Below are 18006 nucleotides of genomic sequence, written 5' to 3' on the forward strand. Positions count from 1 at the left end.
TCAAACCGCAGCCCGACGGTCGGGCTAGGTTTTGCGCAGTGAAATTCGACATGCCAGCGGAGTTTTTCCATGCGCGCCCATCAGATCATGACCCGGTCGGTCATCTCGGTCACCCCCAACACCAGCATCGTGGAGGCGGCGAACATCATGCTGAAGCGGCATGTCAGCGGCCTGACGGTGGTCGACGAGGCCGGCCGGCTGGTCGGCGTCGTCTCGGAAGGCGATTTCATCCGCCGCAGCGAAATCGGCACCGGGCGCAAGCGGGGTCGCTGGTTGCGGTTCATCCTGGGTCCGGGAACATCGGCCAGTGACTTCGTCCAGGAACACGGCCGAAAGGTTTCCGAGGTGATGACCCCCTCGCCCGTGACCATCACCGAAGATACGGCACTTGCCGAGATCGTCGATCTCATGGAGCGGAACAACGTGAAGCGCCTGCCGGTGGTGCGCGGCAACATGGTCGTCGGGATCGTGTCCCGCGCCAATCTGCTGCAGGCAGTCGCAGGGCTGGCCCGCGAAGTGCCGGACCCGACGGCCGACGACGATCACATTCGCAGCCGCATCATCGACACCATGGAAAAGAACGACTGGTGTCCGTTCGGGCTCAACGTCATCGTCCGCGACGGCATCGTCCATCTCAGCGGCGTCATCACCGAGGAACGCGCGCGGCAGGCCGCGGTCGTCGCGGCGGAGAATGTCGAAGGCGTGAAGAAGGTGCACGACCATCTGTGCTGGGTCGACACGATGTCCGGCGTCTATCTGAACTCGCCTGAAGACGACGATCTCGCCAAAGCGAGCTGACAAGACAAGCTGCCAGGGCGAACTGAGGAGTTGGCGCGTCTCAGCGGGGAATGACGGCAGTCGCCTCGATCTCGACGCGAGCCGCCTTCTCGACCAGCCGCACGACCTGGACCAGCGCCATCGCCGGATAATGCGCACCGAAGACGCTGCGGTAGACCTTGCCGAGTTCCTTCAGGTTCGCCAGGTACTCGTCCATATCGACGACATACCAGGTCAGGCGCACGAGGTGTTCGGGGCGTGCGCCGGCCTCGTTCAGGATTGCGGCGATGTTGCTCAGGGTCTGGTGGACCTGCGCGACGAATCCGTCGGCGAGCCGTTCGTCGGCATCCCAGCCGATCACGCCACCGGTGACGACGATCCGCCCTTCGGCAGCCATGCCGTTGGCATAGCCTTTCGGCACCGGCCAACCGGACGGCTGGAGGATCTGCGCCGCCAAACGTGCACCATTCTCGTCGGCGGTCGGCAGCACCGCAAGCTGCGGGCCTTTCGGCGTCGTCACGGACAATTCTCTATCCTTCTCTCATTCTGCCGCGACGCCCGAGGACGTCGCCGCGGCCTGCGCGAGTTGCCGCAGGGCAAAACGTTTCAACTTACCGGTTTCGGTCTTCGGGAGTTGCGTCACGAACTCGATGGCGCGCGGATATTTGTACGGCGCGATCTCGCGTTTGACATGCTCCTGCAATTCGGCTGCGAGCTGAGCGTCCGGCGTCACGCCGGGTGCGGCGATGACATAGGCCTTCACGATCATCCCACGTGCCTCGTCCGGCGCACCAACCACGCCGCACTCGACAACAGAAGGGTGCGTCAGCAGCGCCGCCTCGACGTCGGTGCCTGCGATATTATAGCCCGCCGACACGATCATGTCGTCGGAGCGTGACTGGTACCAGAAATAGCCGTCGCTATCCATCAGATAGGTGTCGCCGGTGATGTTCCAGCCGTTCTGGACATATTTGCGCTGCCGCTCATCGGCGAGGTAGCGGCAGCCGGTCGGCCCGCGCACCGCGAGTCGCCCCATCGTCCCAGGCGGCACGTCGTTGCCTGCATCGTCGACGATCTTCGCCTCATAGCCCGGCACCGGCTTGCCCGTGGCGCCCGGGCGGATCTCGTCCTCGGTCGCGCTGATGAAGATGTGCAGCAGCTCGGTCGAGCCGATACCGTCCATCAGCTTGATGCCTGTGGCCTTGAGCCAGGCGTCGAATGTCGGCTTTGGCAGTGTCTCACCGGCCGAGACGCACTTACGAAGCGAGGAAATGTCGCGGCCCGCGAGCTTGCCGATCATCGCCCGGTACGCGGTCGGCGCGGTGAAGCAGACCGTTGTCTTGTACTGCTCGATCGCCGTCAGGATGTCGTCCGGCGTCGTCTTCTCCAGCACCACGAAGGAAGCGCCGATATGCATCGGAAACAACACGCCGCCGAAGCCGAAGGTGAAGGCGAGCGGCGCCGAGCCGACGAAGCGATCGTTCTGGTCGGCGCGCAGGATGTTGCGCGCGTATCCATCGCAGACGGCCAGCATGTCGCGATGGAAGTGCATGGTACCCTTGGGATCGCCGGTCGTGCCCGACGTGAAGGCGATCAGGCAGATGTCGTCGGACGCGGTATCGACGGCCGTGAACTCGGGGCTGGCATCGGCGATCAGCGCCTCGAGCGAGTCGGGCGCGCCGTTGCCCCAATAGACGACCCGCTTGAGACCAGGCGCAGCTTGCTTCGCCTTCTCCATCTCGTCGGCGAGCTTTCCGTCGCAGAGCGCCAGCGTGATTTCCGCCTTCTGGATCGGATAGGACAGCTCCTTGGCGCGCAGCAGCGGCATCGTCGCCACGCAAATTCCGCCGGCCTTGATCACGGCGAGATAGGTTGCGACCATCATCGGATTGTTGGCCGAACGCAGCAGCACGCGCCCGCCGGTGACGAGACCGAGCTTGCCGACCAGCACATTGGCGATGCGGTTCACGAGCGCCTGCAGCTCGCGATAGGTATAGCTCACGGCGGGACTGATGACGCAAGGCGCATCGCCGTGGCCCTGCTCCACCCAGCGATCGACAAAATAGCTGACGCAGTTCAACCGCGGTGGATAGTGCAGCTCCGGCCGCGTGAAGATGAATTCGGGCCAGAGCTCGCGCGGCGGCAGATGCTGCCGCGCGAATGTATCGACATGGGCCGTCGCGGCGTTGCCGTCATACGAGCCCGACGCTTGAACCTTGGCGGCGTTGGCCATCGCACGCTCCTTTGCGCATGGAAAGCACCCGGCAGCACTATCTGGGAAACATTTTAGGCTTAAAACAATTTGGCGCAATAGCGGATTTTGGGCATCCCGTGCATTTTGCTGCGGCAAAGTGGATTGGCAGACCGGCCGACGGTGGCCTTAAGGCCGGCGGCGCGCGGCCGATTTCTGCGCCGACGCCTTGGTCTTGGCGAGGAGGCGCATCAGCTCGCGCACGTCCTTCGGCGTCAGGTCGGCGAAGAGATCGGCGATCCAGGTCTCGTGTTCCGCGGCCATCCTGCGAAACTCGGCGCGGCCGAGCTTTGTCAGGCGGATCACCTGGACGCGGCGGTCGGTCTCCGAGGTACGGCGGTCGAGATGGCCCGATTCCACCAGACGTTCGACGAGACCGGTGACGTTGCCGTTGGAGACCATCATGCGCTTGGAGACGTCGGACAGCGTCATGCCGTCGGGCGCCTTGTCGAGCTGCGCCATCAGGTCGAACCGAGGCAGCGTGACGTCGAAGCGCTGCCGCAGCCGGCCGCGGACCTCGCCCTCGATCAGGGTGGTGCAGGTCAGCAAGCGCAGCCATAGCCGAAGCTCTTCGGCATGGTCCTCCGGCGTCTCGACGGCCTTGGTCTCGGAATCAAGCATCTGATGCAGTCATTGACGGCAGGCATTGGCGCCGGCACGGATTCCCCAACGTTTTGAGCTTCAAATAAATTGAGGCCGGCCGCAAGTCCAAAGCTGCAGCAATCGACCGCACGTCGATTTCTTTAGGCTTCAAATAATTGGCGCGCCGCTTGCATGCTCGCTGTGCCGCGGGATGGCGACGTCTTGAGCCTTGCTTGCCGCGGCAGCCATCATCGGCATAAGCTTGGATTGGAGTACGCGGCTTGCTGCGCAGGCCCTGATGTCACGAGGGACAAGAAATGAAAATGCAATTGACCTTGACCGCAGCCGCCTTGCTGCTCGGCACCGCAATGAGCCCCGCCCTCGCCCAGGAGAAGATCAAGCTCGGTGTGATCGTGACCCTGTCGGGGCCCGCCGCCGCGCTTGGCCAGCAGGTTCGCGACGGCTTTGCACTCGCGGTGAAGGACCTCGGCAGCAAGATGGGCGGCCGCGATGTCGAGGTCGTGGTGGTCGACGACGAGCTCAAGCCGGACGCGGCGGTGACCAAGGTCAAGGGCCTGCTCGAGCGCGACAAGGTCGATTTCGTGGTCGGCCCGATCTTTTCCAACATCCTCCAGGCCATCCACCGGCCCGTCACGGAATCGAAGACCTTCCTGATCAGCCCCAATGCCGGGCCGTCGACCTTTGCCGGCAAGGACTGCAACCCATACTTCTATGTGACGTCGTATCAGAATGACCAGGTGCACGAGATCCTCGGCAAGGTCGCGCAGGATCGCGGCTACAAGCGCATGTACCTGATGGTACCGAACTATCAGGCCGGCAAGGACTCGGTCGCCGGCTTCAAGCTCGACTACAAGGGCGAGATCGTCGAAGAATCCTACATGCCGCTGAACACGCTGGACTTCCAGCCGGAGCTGTCCAAGATCTCCTCGCAGAAGCCCGATGCGCTGTTCACGTTCATGCCGGGCGGCCTCGGCGTCAACCTCGTCAAGCAGTTCCGCCAGGCGGGCCTCGCCGACACCATTCCGGTGCTCTCGGCGTTCACGGTCGACGAGTCGACGCTGCCAGCACAGCAGGACGCCGCGGTGGGTATGTTCGGCGGCGCGAACTGGGCACCCAATCTCGACAATCCCCAGAACAAGAAGTTCGTCGCGGCCTATGAGGCCGCCTATAACATCGTGCCCGGCACCTACGCCTTCCAGGCCTATGACGCCGCGATGCTGATCGACAGCGCCATCAGGAACGTGAAGGGCGACCTCTCGAACAAGGAGGCCGTCGGAGCCGCGCTGAAGAAGGCGGATTTCACCTCACTGCGCGGCGCTTTCAAGTTCAACGCCAACGGCTATCCGATCCAGGATTTCTACCTGACCAAGGTCGCCAAGCGTCCGGACGGCAAGTTCCAGACCGAGATCGTCCAGAAGGTCTTTGAGAATTACGGCGACCGCTATGCCAAAGATTGCAAGGCGGCCAACTGAGGCCGCGCGTCGCGTTACGGGAGGACTGCAATGAAGAGCGAAATCACCGGCATCACGCGGGCCAACGAAGGGATCCAGGGCATCTCCTGGAACATCCTCGGCCAGACCTATGTGCCCAAGAGCTACGCCGAGAACAGCTTCTCCTGGCACGCGACGCTGCCGCCGGGCACGTTCGTGCCGCCGCACATTCATCCCGACCAGGATGAGTATCTCTACATGCTGGAGGGCAAGCTCGACTTCGTGCTCGGCAATTCGGAGGCGCAGGCGACCGCCGGCGACCTGATCCGTCTCGGCATGGGCGTGCCGCACGGCATCTTCAACAAATCGGAGCAGACCGCAAAGGTGCTGTTCTGGGTCTCGCCCAGCCGCAAGCTGTTCGACCTGTTCTGGGGCCTTCACAACATGAAGGAGCAGAAGCCGGAGGACGTGGTCGCGATGGCCGCCGAGTTCAACATCCACTTCCTGCCGCCGCCACCCGGCGCCGGGTAGCAGCACGCGTCAGGCGCGCACTGCCGCAAGTCCTGGCACTGCGGCGAAGCCTGCCTTGGTGGCGTAGCCGCGCACGATCGCCTCGCGCTGGGAATAGCTGAGCACGTTGTCGACATTGTCGAAGCCGTCGGGCGCGAGCTGCTCGACGGCATCGATGACGCCCTCGGGGCCGCCGCGGCGGTTTGAGCGGACGATATCCGCGGTCATCGGCAGGCGCTTCTTCTCGTATTCGACCAGGGCTTGGCGCGGATGCTCGGCGCGCACGAGCGCATCCGCGAGGCAGCGCGCATCGAGGATCGCCTGCGAGGCGCCGTTGGAGCCGACCGGGTACATGGGATGTGCGGCGTCGCCGAGCAGCGTGACGCGTCCGGACGACCAGTATGGCAAGGGATCGCGGTCGCAGGTCGGGTACTCGTAGAATTCGGGCGTGGCCGAGATCAGGCTCTTGACGTCGATATAGGGCACCGAGAAGCGCGCCACATGCGGCATCAGCTCCTCGCGCCGGCCCGGCCGTGACCAGTCCTCCTTGCGCGGCGGCGGCGCATTGCCCTCGCCGACCTTCACCAGCACCGCCCAATTGGTCAATCGGCTTGCGGGGCTCGATCCCTCCGCGATCGGATAGATCACCACCTTGGCGTTGAGGCCGCCGGCCACGATCATCGACTTGCCGGTGAGGAACAGCGGCCAATCGCGCGCACCGCGCCACAGCATCAGGCCGTTCCAGCACGGCGGCCCCTCGTTCGGGAACAATGTCTCTCGGACGCGTGAATGGATGCCGTCGGCGCCGATCAGGATATCGCCACGCGCAGTATGGATGTGCGCGCCGGCGCGATCGAAGAAATAGGCGGTGACGCCACCCTCGTCCTGCGTGAAGGCGCCGAGCCGACATCCGGTGTGGATCGCGTCCTCGCCGAGCCGCTCCTCGACGGCACGATGGATGACGCCCTGAAGGCGACCGCGATGGATCGAGAATTGCGGCACGTCGTGGCCTGCGTCGATGCCGCGGGCTTCGCGCCACACCTCCTGGCCGTGGCGGTTGAGATAGTAGAGCTGGTCGGTGCGGATCGCGACGTCGTCGAGCTTCTGCAGCAGACCGAGGCCTGCGAGCTCGCGCATCGCATGCGGCAGCGTGTTGATGCCGACACCGAGCTCGCGGATGGTCTCGGCCTGTTCGAAGACCTCGCAATCAATGCCGCGCGAGCGGAACATCAATGCCGTGGTGAGCCCACCGATACCGCCACCGACGATAATCGCCTTCATCGCCCTTACTCCACTCGAAATACGCCAGGCAATGGGGTTAACGTCGCATGGGCGGTCACTCCGCCGCAAGCGGCTTTGTCGCCTCCGCCTTCAGCTCGGCCCGGGTCTTGGGCTTAGCCTTAATTCTAAGCTCCTCGAGATCCTGCCGGTCACGCACGCTGTTCCGGAAAATCTGATCCTTTCCGGGAAGGTATTGCGGCGGGCAGAAGGCGTCGTCCGCGCCGTACCAGGCCGCCGCCTTCATGGTGAAGAAAGGATCGACCAGATGCGGGCGCCCGAGCGCGACGAGATCCGCCCGGCCGGCCGCCAGGATGGTGTTGGCTTGATCTGCCGTCGTGATGTTGCCGACGCACATGGTGGCGACGCGCGCCTCGTTGCGGACCTGGTCCGAGAACGGCGTCTGGAACATGCGCCCATAGACCGGCTGCGCATCGCGCACGGTCTGCCCGGTCGAGACGTCGACGAGATCGACACCGGCCTCAGCGAACGCGCGGGCGATGGCTACCGCGTCGTCACCAATGATGCCGCCATCAGCCCAGTCGGTCGCGGAAATGCGCACCGACATCGGCTTGTGCGACGGCCACACCGCGCGCAATGCCTCGAAGATCTCGAGCGGGAAACGGAGGCGATTTTCGAGCGAGCCGCCGTACTCGTCCGTCCGGGAGTTCGTCAGCGGCGAGATGAAGCTCGCGAGCAGATATCCGTGCGCGCTATGCAGCTCCAACATGTCGAAGCCGCAGCGTTCGCCGCGCTCGGCCGCTGCAACGAAAGAGTCCCTCACCGCGTTCATGCCGGCGCGATCAAGCTCGCGCGGGACCTGGCTATCCGGGAAATAAGGTAGCGGCGATGCCGAGACCACGTCCCAGCCGCCCTCCGCCAGCGGACGGTCCATTCCGTCCCACATCAGCCTGGTCGCACCTTTACGGCCGGCATGCCCGAGTTGCAGGCAGATCTTTGCAGCCGAATTACCGTGAACAAAATCCACGATCCGGCGCCACGCCGTCTCCTGCTCGTCGTTCCACAAGCCGGCGCAGCCGGGCGTGATCCGGGCATCGCGACTGACACATGTCATCTCGGTGAAGATCAACCCGGCGCCGCCGATCGCGCGCGAGCCGTAATGCACGAGGTGGAAATCTGTCGGCACGCCCTCCTTCGCCGAATACATGCACATCGGCGACATCACGGCGCGATTGGCGATCTCCATCTCGCGCAAGCGGAACGGCTGGAACAGCGGCACCGTCGGCTTGCTGGTATCGACGTCAAAGCCGCTGCTGCGAACCTGCTTTGCGAAGGATTTTTCGACCTCGGCTACAAAATCGGGCGCACGAAGTTTGAGATTGTCGTAGGTGATCGCCTTCGAGCGCGTCATCACGCCAAAGGCGAACTGCACGGGGTCGAAATCCCAGAAGCGATCGACGTGCTCGAACCAGACCAGCGAGACGTCGGCGGCGTGCTGCGTCTTTTCGACCTCCTCACGGCGGCCATGCTCGTAAACTTCCAGCGCCGCCTTGATACTGGGAGCGTTCTGCATCGCCTCGGCGAGCGCAATCGCGTCCTCCATTGCGAGCTTGGTGCCCGAGCCGATCGAGAAATGCGCACTCGCCTTGGCGTCGCCGAGCAGGACCATGTTGTCCTTGACCCAGCGCTTGCTGCGGATCATCGGGAAATTGCGCCACATCGAGCGGTTCGTGAGCAGCTTATGGCCGTCGAGGAACCAGCCGAAGATGTCTGCCATCCGCGCGGCGGACTCTTGCTCGTTCAGCCCGGTCAGCCCCGCCCGCTCGAAGGTCTGCGGATCGGTCTCAAAGATCCAGGTCGAGTGCCCAGCCTCGTACTGATAGGCGTGGGCGATGAACGGCCCCCACTCGGTCTCCTGGAAGATGAAGGTGAAGGCATCAAGCGGCCTGGTCGAGCCCATCCAGGCGAACTTGTTGGCGCGGACATCGACCTCCGGCTGGAAATGCTCGACGTATTTCTCGCGGAAGCGGCTGTTGATGCCATCGGCGAGCACGACGAGATCGGCATCGGCGAAACGGGCTTCATCGTCGATGTCCACCTCGAACAGCAGCACGACGCCAAGCTCGCGCGCGCGCTCCTGGAGGATCAGCAGCAGCTTCTGCCGTGAGCAACCGCAAAAGCCGTTGCCGCCGACCCGATGGACGGTGCCGCGGAAATGCACGGCGATATCGTCCCAATAGGCGAACTCCTGGGTGATGCGGCGATAGCTCGGAAGATCGTGCTTCTCGAAATTGTCGAGCGTCGCATCCGAGAACACCACGCCAAAACCGAAGGTGTCGTCGGGCCGATTGCGCTCATACACCGTGATGTCGGCGCTTGGCCGCTGCTTCTTCAGCAGGATCGCAGCGTAGAGACCCGCAGGTCCGCCACCGATGATCGCGACTTTCATGGGAGCCTCGCCAATTCACCCGGCCATGAAAACTATTTTAAGCCTAAAATAATTTCACGCAAGTCCCCGTCGCTGGCTTGGCTGCGGATAATAGCTGGCGGCTCAGTCGCCCCTGAAGACCGGCTTGACCTTGTTGGCGAAGGCCTCGAAAGCCCGCTCGAAGTCCGCCGTGGTCATGCACAGCGCTTGGGCAACGGCTTCCGCCTCGATCGCCTCCTCCACCGACATCGCCCATTCCATCGCCAGCATCCGCTTGGTCATGGTGTTGGCGAAGGTCGGCCCTTCCGCGACCTGCTTGGCCAGGATTTGCGCCTGCGGCAGCACCTGCTCCGGCGTGACGATGCGGCTGAAGAAGCCCCAGCGCTCGCCCTCCTCCGCGGTCATGAACCGGCCCGTATAGAGCAACTCGGAGGCGCGGGACTGCCCGATGATCCGCGGCAGGATGGCACAGGCCCCCATGTCGCAGCCGGCAAGGCCAACCTTGTTGAACAGGAATGCGACCTTGGCACCGCTGGCCGCAAGCCTCATATCGGAGGCCATGGCGATGATCGCGCCGGCACCGGCGCAGATGCCTTCGACCGCAGCCACGATCGGCTGCGGACAGGCTCGCATCGCCTTGACGAGATCACCGGTCATCCGCGTGAAGGCCGTCAGCCCTTTGGTGTCCATCTTCACCAGCGGGCCGATGATCTCGAACACATCACCGCCGGACGAGAAATTGCCGCCGGCGCCAGTCACAATGATGGACTTAACCGCGTCGTCGAAGGCGCAGGCGCGGAAAAAATCCGTCAGTTCCCGATAGCTCTCGAACGTCAGCGGATTCTTCCGCTCGGGACGGTTGAGTGTCACCGTGGCAACACCGTCGACAACGGCCAGCAGGAAGTGCTGCGGCGAGTAATCCGCGAGCGGTACGGTCACGGGATTGGCTGGTCTGCTCATATGATCTCCTTGGCCGTCCTGTTCTGAACCCACGTCACGCTAGATCTCACCACCGGCAACCGCGATCGCCTGCCCGGTGATCGCACCGGCGCCCTCGCCGCACAACCAGAGCACGGCGTCCGCCACCTCCTGCGGTGTGATCAGCCGCCCTTGCGGATTGTGCTTGGCGAGGTCCGCAATCGCCTGCTCCCGACTCCGGCCCGTCTTCTTCATGATATTTTCGATGCTGCCGGCGACGAGATCCGTGTCGGTGAACCCCGGACACACGGCATTCACCGTCACATTGCTGCCGGCCATTTCGAGGGCGAGCGATCGCACGAGACCGACCACGGCGTGCTTGGCCGCAGTGTACGCGCTGACATAAGCATACCCCTTGAGTCCGGCCGTCGAGGCAACTGCCACGATGCGTCCATAGGGCCGATCCTTCATCTCCGGCACCACTGCGCGGATAGCATGGACCACGCCCATGAAGTTGACGTCCATCATGCGCGAGAAAAGGGCGCTGTCCGATTTCACGAACGGTGCGGATTCGGCGCTGCCCGCGTTGGCGACCAGGATATCGATCGGCTGGCGCGCAGCCGCTTCCGCGACGGCAGCGTTCAGCGCCACCTCGTCCGAGACGTCAGCGACGGCTGAAAAATGCGCGGCTCCCGCTTTGATCGCCTCTTCGAGAGTTGCGGCGTTCCGGCCGAGCACCGTGACGGTTGCGCCGGCCCCGACGAGAGCGGCTGCGATCGCACGGCCGATGCCGCGGCCGCCACCGGTCACCAGCGCGTGTGGCGATTGTGGCAATGCGGACATGCGCTGACTCCTCGGGATATTCTGATCGCTCGTTCGGATATATTTTAAACTTCAAATTTTTGCAACGAAAGCGCCGACCGGCACCGCGCCAGCTGCGCATCAGAGACCGGCCCGGGAATTGCTTTAAGTATAAAATTATCTCTTTCCATCCCCCACAGGCCTGTTAGCATCACGGGGCCAAGCAAAAGGATGTCGCGTGTCGCAGCCTGCGCCAATGATAACAAAGGACGGACGCTTCGCCTATGAAGCTGCGGGCGCTTCCGATGCGATACCCCTGATCTTTCTGCACGGCATCGGCGGCGCGGCGCGCGCCTGGCGGCACCAGCTTGCCACATTCGGCAGCCACTTTCGCGCGATAGCATGGGACATGCCGGGTTATGGCGGGTCCGAACCGCTCGCCAGCGTCAGTATCGCTGCCCTGGCGGATGCGCTCCAGCAGTTCATCGAGCAGCTTGGTGCGACCAAGCCTATTCTGGTCGGCCATTCCATCGGCGGCATGATCGTCCAGAAATGGCTGGTGCAAGCGCCGAAACTGGCGCGTGCAGTCGTCCTGGCGCAGACCAGCCCGGCTTTCGGCAAGGCCGACGGCGACTGGCAGAAATCGTTCATCGCCGCACGGCTCGGGCCGCTCGACCGCGGCGAGACGATGAGGTCGCTGGCGCCCTCGCTTGTGAAAGAGCTTATCGGCGATGATCCGGATCCCGGCGGAATTGAGCTTGCGCGCGAGTGCATGGCGAGCGTGCCGGAGGCAAGCTATCGCGCCATGATGCTGGCCCTGATCGGCTTTGATCAGCGCAGCACGCTCAAGGACATTTCCGTGCCGACGCTGCTGCTGTCCGGCTCCAAGGACAACAATGCGCCAGCGCCAATGATGGCGAAGACGGCGACCTACATCCCTTCTGCCGAATATATCGAACTCGCCGGCGTCGGCCACCTAGCCAACCTTGAGCGGCCCGACGCTTTCGATGAGGCACTCGGCCGATTCCTGCATTCCGTCGCGACCAAATCGTAAGGTGACTAGGCAATGACCATGCAAGTCAGCAAGACTATCGGCGCGAGCGACAAGGTCACGCTGGATGCGCCGATCTTCGACCCTGTCGCATTCCGCCTGAGTGACGAGCAAGCCGGCATCATCACGCGCGCCCGTGAAATCGGCCAGAGCGTGTTCGCCGGCCGCGCGGCGACCTACGATCGCGAGGCGATCTTTCCGACGGAGAATTATCGCGATCTGCACCGGACCGGTCTGCTCGGCATCGCCGTCCCCAAAAAGCATGGCGGGCTTGGCGCGAACTACCAGACTTATGCACTCGCGGCCGCCGAGATCGGCCGGTATTGCGGCGCGACGGCGCTGACCTGGAACATGCATGTGTGCTCGACCCTGTGGTCGGGGCCACTCGCCGACGATCTCGACATGGATACCGAAACCCGCGCCGAGCACGAGCGGCGACGCGCAGTCCATTACAAGCGCATCGTCGAGGATGGCGCGATCTATTCACAGCCCTTCTCCGAGGGCGGCGCGGCGGCTGCGGGCGGCGTTGCCTTCGGCACGGAAGCAAGGCCGGTGGAGGGTGGCTGGATCGTCAACGGCAAGAAGATCTTTGCGTCGCTCTCCGGCCACGCCGACTATTACGGCGTGCTGTGCACCGAGATCGAGGAAGGCGAGAAGGCCTCGCGCCGCAACACCCTTTACCTCGCGATCCCCGCGAAATCGGATGGCGTCTCCGTTGTCGGCGATTGGGATCCGCTCGGCATGCGTGGAACGGTCTCGCGGACACTGCTGTTCAAGGATGTGTTCGTCCCGGAGGATTCGGCGCTGATGCCGCGCGGGGTCTACTTTCAGGCTGCGATGCGCTGGCCGCACATGTTCCTGACGCTGTCGCCGACCTATATGGGCCTCGCGCAGGCAGCCTATGACTTCACGGTGCGCTATCTGCGTGGCGAAGTGCCCGGGATGCCGCCGGTCAAGCGACGGATGTATCCGACCAAGCAGATCGCGGTCGCGCAGATGCAGATCAAGCTCGAGCAGATCAAGTCGATCTGGTTCCAGGCGGTCACCGAAGCCCGCGCCAGTCCGAGCAAGGAGCAGGTTCTGCGCGCCTACGCCGCACAATATTCGGTGATGGAAGGTGCCAATGAGCTCGCGGCGCTTGCGATCCGCACCTGCGGCGGCCAGGCCATGCTCCGGTCGTTGCCGCTGGAGCGCATCTACCGCGATAGCCGGTGCGGCTCCTTGATGCTGCCCTGGACGGCCGAGCTCTGTCTCGACCGGATCGGGCGCGAGGCGCTGTACGAAGCCGGCGAGACGGACGACTGACGGTGGACCTCTGTAGTCTGATCGACCGCAACGCGGCGTTCGCGCCAGACAAGTCAGCGATTGCCTTCGAAGGCGAACGGCTGAGCTACGCGGCATTCGCCGCACGCATCGAGCGAACGGCCACGGCCTTGAAGCAGGAGCTCGGCGTCGGTCGCGGCGATCGCGTTGCGATCCTCAGCCTGAACCGGCCGGACTATCTGGTTCTGCTTTATGCCTGTGCGCGGCTCGGCGCTATGCTGGTGCCATTGAACTGGCGGCTGGCGGTCGCCGAGCAGCTCTTCATTCTCACCGATGCCGGCGCCAAGGTGCTGGTGCTCGAGCAGGCCTTCGAGGGAGTTCTCCCGGAGCTTGCGCAGACTGCGCCGGGCACCGCCGTCATCGGCTTCGATTTCACGCCGCCTCGCGGCACGACATTCGAAAGCCTGCTGACCCGTGGCCAAGGCAACGGCCGCAACCCGCACACCGACCTCTCCTGCCCGCTCCTGATCGTCTACACGTCGGGAACGACCGGCCGGCCGAAAGGCGCCGTGCTGCGCCAGGAAGCGTTGTTCTGGAACGGCGTGATGAGCCAGCACATGCACAACATGACCTCCGACGATCATGTGCTGACGGTGCTGCCGTTCTTCCACGTCGGCGGTCTCAACATCCAGACCACGCCGGCACTTCAGCTCGGCGCGACGGTCACGATACATGCGCGCTTCACGCCCGACACGGCACTAGCTGCCATTGAACAGGAACGTCCAACCCTGACGGTCATGGTACCCGCGATCATCCAAGCTGTGAGCGAGCATCCAGCATGGGCCGCGACCGATCTCTCATCACTCAAGGCCGTCGCCACCGGTTCGACCATCGTGCCGCCCCACCTGATCGAGCGCTTCGTCGCGCGCGGCGTCCCGGTGCTTCAGGTGTACGGCTCGACGGAAACCTGCCCCATCGCAGTCTACACGCGGCTTGGCGGCGACCTTTCGCGTGCGGGATCGACGGGACTTGCCGGCCTGTACTGCGAGGCGAAGGTGATCGACCAAGCCGGCGCTGAAGTGCCGGCCGGCACGCCGGGGGAAATCGCGGTGCGCGGCCCGAATGTGTTTTTCGAATATTGGGGCAATGCGGATGCCACACGCGATGCGCTGCACGACGGCTGGTATCGCACCGGCGATATCGGCCTGTGCGACACCGACGGCTATTTCTGGGTCCGCGACCGCAAGAAGAACATGATCATATCCGGCGGCGAGAACGTCTATCCGGCCGAGGTCGAACGTGTGCTGCTCGAACACCCCGATGTCAGCGAATGCGCCGTGATCGGCCGGCCCGACCCGCGCTGGGACGAGGTGCCGATCGCCTATGTCATCCGGCGGTCAGGCTGCCGGCTCGAAGCGGACGAACTGAGAGTGCATCTTCAGACGCAGCTCGCGCGTTATAAGGTGCCGCGTGACATCGTCTTCGTCACCGACCTGCCACGTACGGCGCTGGGCAAGGTCCAGCATTTCCTGCTGAAACAGCTTGATGCGCGCTCGCGCGCGCAAGGAGAAGCATCTTGAAGATTGCGGTCCTGGGTGGGGGAAACGGCTCTTTCGCGGCCGCAGGCGATTTTGCCCTGTCTGGGCACGAGGTCCGGCTCTGGCGCCGCGACGCAGACCAGGTGGCGGCACATCGTGACGCTGGCTCGCGCATCGTGGTGAAGGATCATCACGGCCGGCACGACGTCAAGCTGGCGCTGGTTACGACCGATATTGCCGAGGCGGCAAGCGGCGCCGAACTGATCCTGTGCCCTGCCCCGGCTTTCGCTCAGCTGGACATTGCCCAGCTCCTCGCACCGCATCTGCGGGACGGTCAGGTCGTATTCCTGCCGCCGGCGACATTCGGCTCGATGATCTTCGCACAGGCCGCACGGGATGTCGGCAACCACGCTCAGGTGAGCTTTGCCGAGACCGGCACGCTGCCCTGGCTCACCCGCAAGCATGGGCCGTTCGAAGTCGCGATCACCATCCGCGCAAAGCGGCTGCCGGTCGGGGTGTTCCCGCTGGACCAGGCGCCGCATGCGCTCGAGGTGATCGGACGGGCCTTCCCTGGTGCAATCGAGCCGTGCGGCGACGCGCTATCCGGCGCGCTGATGAATGCGGGCCCGATCATCCATCCACCACTGATCGTGATGAACGCCGGCCCGATCGAGCATTTCGAGCGATGGGACATCCACAAGGAAGGAACACAAGCCGCGATCCGCCGGGTGACCGACGCACTCGACGCGGAGCGGATCGCGGTACGCGAGGCGCTCGGCTACGACGCGCCGCATTTCCCGCTCGCCCATCACTACGCGAAAGAAGGCGAGATCTGGATGTACGGCCGCGGCTCGCATGACCGCCTGACCGATTCCGGCGATTGGCGCGAACGCATCGTGCTGACCGAGCATCGCTACATGCGTGAGGATCTGCGGCTTGGGCTAGCGCTGCTGGTCTCCGTCGCCGGCCTGGCGGGCGTGGCCACGCCGCTGGCCAACGCTTTCCTGGCGATCGGTGGCGCGATCTGCGGCGAGGACTTCGCACAAGGCGGCCGAACGCTCGATACGCTTGGCCTTGGCAACCTCAGCAAGGCCGAATTGCAGACACTTCTTCGCAATGGATTCTGATCGATGACCCGTCGCGCCAACATCACCTGTCTCGGGGCCGGCCGCATGGGGCGCGGCATAGCCGTCGCGTTCGCCTATGCCGGGCATACGGTCACGATGGTCGACGTCAAGGCTCGCTCACCGCAGGATTTCGACAAGCTGGAGGCGGACGCGCTCGGGGAAGTCAGGAAGACTTTTTCCAGCCTATCAAGCTTGGGGCTGCTTACCGAGGCAGATGTCGATCCCCTCATCGCTCGTGTGTCGGTGGTCCCGGCCAGCCAGAGCGGCGCAGCATTGACCGAAGCCGGAATGGTCTTCGAAGGTGTTCCAGAAGTCGTTGAACTCAAGCGAGAGGTGCTGGGGACAGCCTCAAGGCAAGTCAAGCCGGACACGATCATCGCATCGACGACATCAACCATTCTCGTCGACGACCTCTCCGACGCGATCGTGAACCCTCGTCGCTTTCTCAATGTGCACTGGCTCAACCCGGCCTATCTGATTCCGCTGGTCGAGGTTTCGCCGGGCAAAGCCACCGATCCCGCCATCGTCGACGAGGTCAAGGCGCTGCTCGAAGGCATTGGCAAGGTGCCAGTGGTCTGCGCGGCGACGCCCGGCTTCATCGTCCCGCGCATCCAGGCGTTGGCAATGAACGAGGCCGCACGCATGGTGGAGGAAGGCGTCGCCAGCGCCGAGGAGATCGACAAGGCGATCCGCTACGGCTTCGGCTTCCGCTACGCCGTGCTCGGGCTGCTCGAATTCATCGACTGGGGCGGCGGCGACATTTTGTACTACGCCAGCCGCTATCTCGAGGGCGCGCTCGGCAGCGACCGCTATCGCGCGCCCGAGGTGATTTCGAAGAACATGCACGAAGGCCGGATCGGTCTCCGCACGGGGGCCGGCTTTCTCGATTATTCAGACATGGACGTCGATGCCTATCGCGTCAAGCGGCTGCAGGCCATGGTGGACCTGCTTCGGCACTTCGACCTGGCTCGCCCGCCCGTGATCGACCGCGGCTAGCCGAAGACATCCTGCAGGACGCCCTCCCGGACCACCGCGACGCCATCGAGCTCGATGGTCGTCCCCATCATCGGTAGATCGAAATGCCCTGCCGTGTAGCGGCCGGCGAACTCGTTCGCTCCGGTCGAGAAGAGGAAATTGCCGGAGACGGCGCGGATCTCCGTGCCATTGGTGTCGCGCTGATCGTACATGGACAGCGCCTCGTAACGCGCGCCCGGATTCATGCCGAAGCCGACATGCGACACGGCGTAGGCCTCGCGGTCGCCCCAGGCGGCGAGATAGGCGCGCATCATAGCGGCATCTGTACCCTCGCCTTCCAGTTCGACGACATAATCGTCCTTCAACGTCATCTTCACCGGCGAGGCCAAGTAACGCTTGAAGGTCAGATTGATGTCACCGGGTGCCATCACCAGCGTGCCGTTGATCGTTCCGCTCTTGGGAAAGCTGACGACGATACCGCCGGGCCAATGCGCCAGCGTGCCGGGCTTATCGGTCCAGCCCCACACGCCGACGGTTGAAGCACCAACCATATCGACGTCGAGCGCCGTGCCAGCCTTCGAGGTCACCCGCATGCGCTTGGTTCCTCGTAGCATCTTGGCTGCGGCGCGGACGCGCTTCTCCAATGCCGGATCCGGCACCATCCGTTCCAGCGCCTCGGGATGCTCATTGGAGATCACCAGAATTCGTGCGCCAGCTTTCAGGATTTCAGGCGTTTCCACCGCGTGCATCAAGCCCTCGATGGTGCAATCCACCACAAAGCCGGCCTGTTGAAGTGCGGTGATGACCGGTCCAAGCTTTTGGATCGCCTCGCTCGCCCCGGTCGAGCGAACCGGAACGATGTTCCGGTTGCGCGGCGTCGGCATCACCACGTGGAACGGTCGTGCGCCCATGCGCAGCAGCGCGAGCTCTGCCAGATGAACATTCAACGCGCGCGATTGGGTTTCCGAGAGGATCGCCGCGGTATCCCCGGCCTTGACGGCGCATCGCTCAAAAATCTCGCAGAATGCGTCGATCCACTTTGCCTCGATGCGATCGGCCAGCATGGTTCACTCCCGGTATCGTGGTTTCTTGGTC

Annotated in this window: 16 protein-coding genes; 8 read left to right on the forward strand and 8 right to left on the reverse strand. The window is 63.9% G+C overall.

Going from position 1 to position 18006, the window contains the following annotated elements; genetic code table 11:
- Window positions 1-69: 69 nt before the first annotated feature.
- Window positions 70-798 (forward strand): CBS domain-containing protein, encoded by a 729-nt coding sequence (locus XH79_RS37300; protein WP_271584922.1) that lies wholly within the window; start codon window positions 70-72, stop codon window positions 796-798.
- A 40-nt stretch (window positions 799-838) separates the two neighbouring features.
- Here the strand turns inward: XH79_RS37300 and XH79_RS37305 are convergent, their stop codons facing one another.
- The 3 genes from XH79_RS37305 to XH79_RS37315 form a co-directional block, all read right to left on the reverse strand.
- Window positions 839-1297 carry a RidA family protein gene (locus tag XH79_RS37305; protein ID WP_433996650.1) on the reverse strand — a complete coding sequence of 153 codons (459 nt, stop codon included), beginning with the start codon at window positions 1295-1297 and terminating at the stop codon, window positions 839-841.
- Between the two features lie 21 nt (window positions 1298-1318).
- Window positions 1319-3010, reverse strand: coding sequence for a benzoate-CoA ligase family protein (locus tag XH79_RS37310; protein WP_271584923.1), 1692 nt, complete (start codon window positions 3008-3010; stop codon window positions 1319-1321).
- A gap of 147 nt (window positions 3011-3157) precedes the next feature.
- Complete coding sequence (locus tag XH79_RS37315; RefSeq protein WP_035971233.1) at window positions 3158-3649, reverse strand: MarR family winged helix-turn-helix transcriptional regulator; 492 nt, start codon at window positions 3647-3649, stop codon at window positions 3158-3160.
- Between the two features lie 278 nt (window positions 3650-3927).
- On the opposite strand from XH79_RS37315, the gene XH79_RS37320 reads away from it, so the two are divergent.
- Both XH79_RS37320 and XH79_RS37325 read left to right on the forward strand, forming a co-directional pair.
- Window positions 3928-5103 (forward strand): ABC transporter substrate-binding protein, encoded by a 1176-nt coding sequence (locus tag XH79_RS37320; RefSeq protein WP_271584924.1) that lies wholly within the window; start codon window positions 3928-3930, stop codon window positions 5101-5103.
- A 30-nt stretch (window positions 5104-5133) separates the two neighbouring features.
- A complete protein-coding gene (locus XH79_RS37325) occupies window positions 5134-5592 on the forward strand; it encodes a cupin domain-containing protein (RefSeq protein WP_130364354.1) in 459 nt (152 codons plus the stop codon).
- 9 nt (window positions 5593-5601) lie between these two features.
- On the opposite strand, the gene XH79_RS37330 is transcribed toward XH79_RS37325, so the two are convergent.
- The 4 genes from XH79_RS37330 to XH79_RS37345 all read right to left on the reverse strand — a co-directional run bounded on the left by XH79_RS37330 (window position 5602) and on the right by XH79_RS37345 (window position 10999).
- Complete coding sequence (locus XH79_RS37330; protein ID WP_271584925.1) at window positions 5602-6852, reverse strand: flavin-dependent oxidoreductase; 1251 nt, start codon at window positions 6850-6852, stop codon at window positions 5602-5604.
- Between the two features lie 55 nt (window positions 6853-6907).
- Window positions 6908-9259: a bifunctional salicylyl-CoA 5-hydroxylase/oxidoreductase gene (locus tag XH79_RS37335; protein WP_271584926.1), complete on the reverse strand. Its 2352-nt coding sequence runs from the start codon at window positions 9257-9259 to the stop codon at window positions 6908-6910.
- A 102-nt stretch (window positions 9260-9361) separates the two neighbouring features.
- A complete protein-coding gene (locus tag XH79_RS37340; protein ID WP_212342578.1) occupies window positions 9362-10198 on the reverse strand; it encodes an enoyl-CoA hydratase family protein in 837 nt (278 codons plus the stop codon).
- Between the two features lie 39 nt (window positions 10199-10237).
- Complete coding sequence (locus tag XH79_RS37345; RefSeq protein WP_271584927.1) at window positions 10238-10999, reverse strand: SDR family NAD(P)-dependent oxidoreductase; 762 nt, start codon at window positions 10997-10999, stop codon at window positions 10238-10240.
- 214 nt (window positions 11000-11213) lie between these two features.
- Between XH79_RS37345 and XH79_RS37350 the strand changes: the two genes are divergently transcribed.
- Genes XH79_RS37350 through XH79_RS37370 form a run of 5 tightly spaced genes read left to right on the forward strand, consistent with a single transcriptional unit; the run spans window position 11214 to window position 16932 of the window.
- The gene (locus tag XH79_RS37350; RefSeq protein ID WP_271584928.1) at window positions 11214-12011 is read left to right on the forward strand and encodes an alpha/beta fold hydrolase; all 798 of its coding nucleotides are present in this window, start codon (window positions 11214-11216) and stop codon (window positions 12009-12011) included.
- A 12-nt stretch (window positions 12012-12023) separates the two neighbouring features.
- A complete protein-coding gene (locus XH79_RS37355) occupies window positions 12024-13313 on the forward strand; it encodes an acyl-CoA dehydrogenase family protein (RefSeq protein ID WP_271584929.1) in 1290 nt (429 codons plus the stop codon).
- A 2-nt stretch (window positions 13314-13315) separates the two neighbouring features.
- Complete coding sequence (locus XH79_RS37360) at window positions 13316-14851, forward strand: class I adenylate-forming enzyme family protein (RefSeq protein WP_271584930.1); 1536 nt, start codon at window positions 13316-13318, stop codon at window positions 14849-14851.
- The gene (locus XH79_RS37365; RefSeq protein ID WP_271584931.1) at window positions 14848-15936 is read left to right on the forward strand and encodes an NAD/NADP-dependent octopine/nopaline dehydrogenase family protein; all 1089 of its coding nucleotides are present in this window, start codon (window positions 14848-14850) and stop codon (window positions 15934-15936) included. The genes XH79_RS37360 and XH79_RS37365 overlap by 4 nt, the downstream gene beginning before the upstream one ends.
- Before the next feature lie 3 nt (window positions 15937-15939).
- Window positions 15940-16932, forward strand: coding sequence for a 3-hydroxybutyryl-CoA dehydrogenase (locus XH79_RS37370; protein ID WP_271584932.1), 993 nt, complete (start codon window positions 15940-15942; stop codon window positions 16930-16932).
- On the opposite strand, the gene XH79_RS37375 is transcribed toward XH79_RS37370, so the two are convergent.
- Window positions 16929-17975, reverse strand: a complete 1047-nt coding sequence (locus tag XH79_RS37375) for a peptidase M29 (RefSeq protein ID WP_271584933.1) — start codon at window positions 17973-17975, stop codon at window positions 16929-16931. The genes XH79_RS37370 and XH79_RS37375 overlap by 4 nt on opposite strands.
- Window positions 17976-18006: the final 31 nt, after the last annotated feature.

The organism is Bradyrhizobium sp. CCBAU 45389, assembly GCF_028128625.1.
GTDB lineage: Bacteria > Pseudomonadota > Alphaproteobacteria > Rhizobiales > Xanthobacteraceae > Bradyrhizobium > Bradyrhizobium liaoningense_B.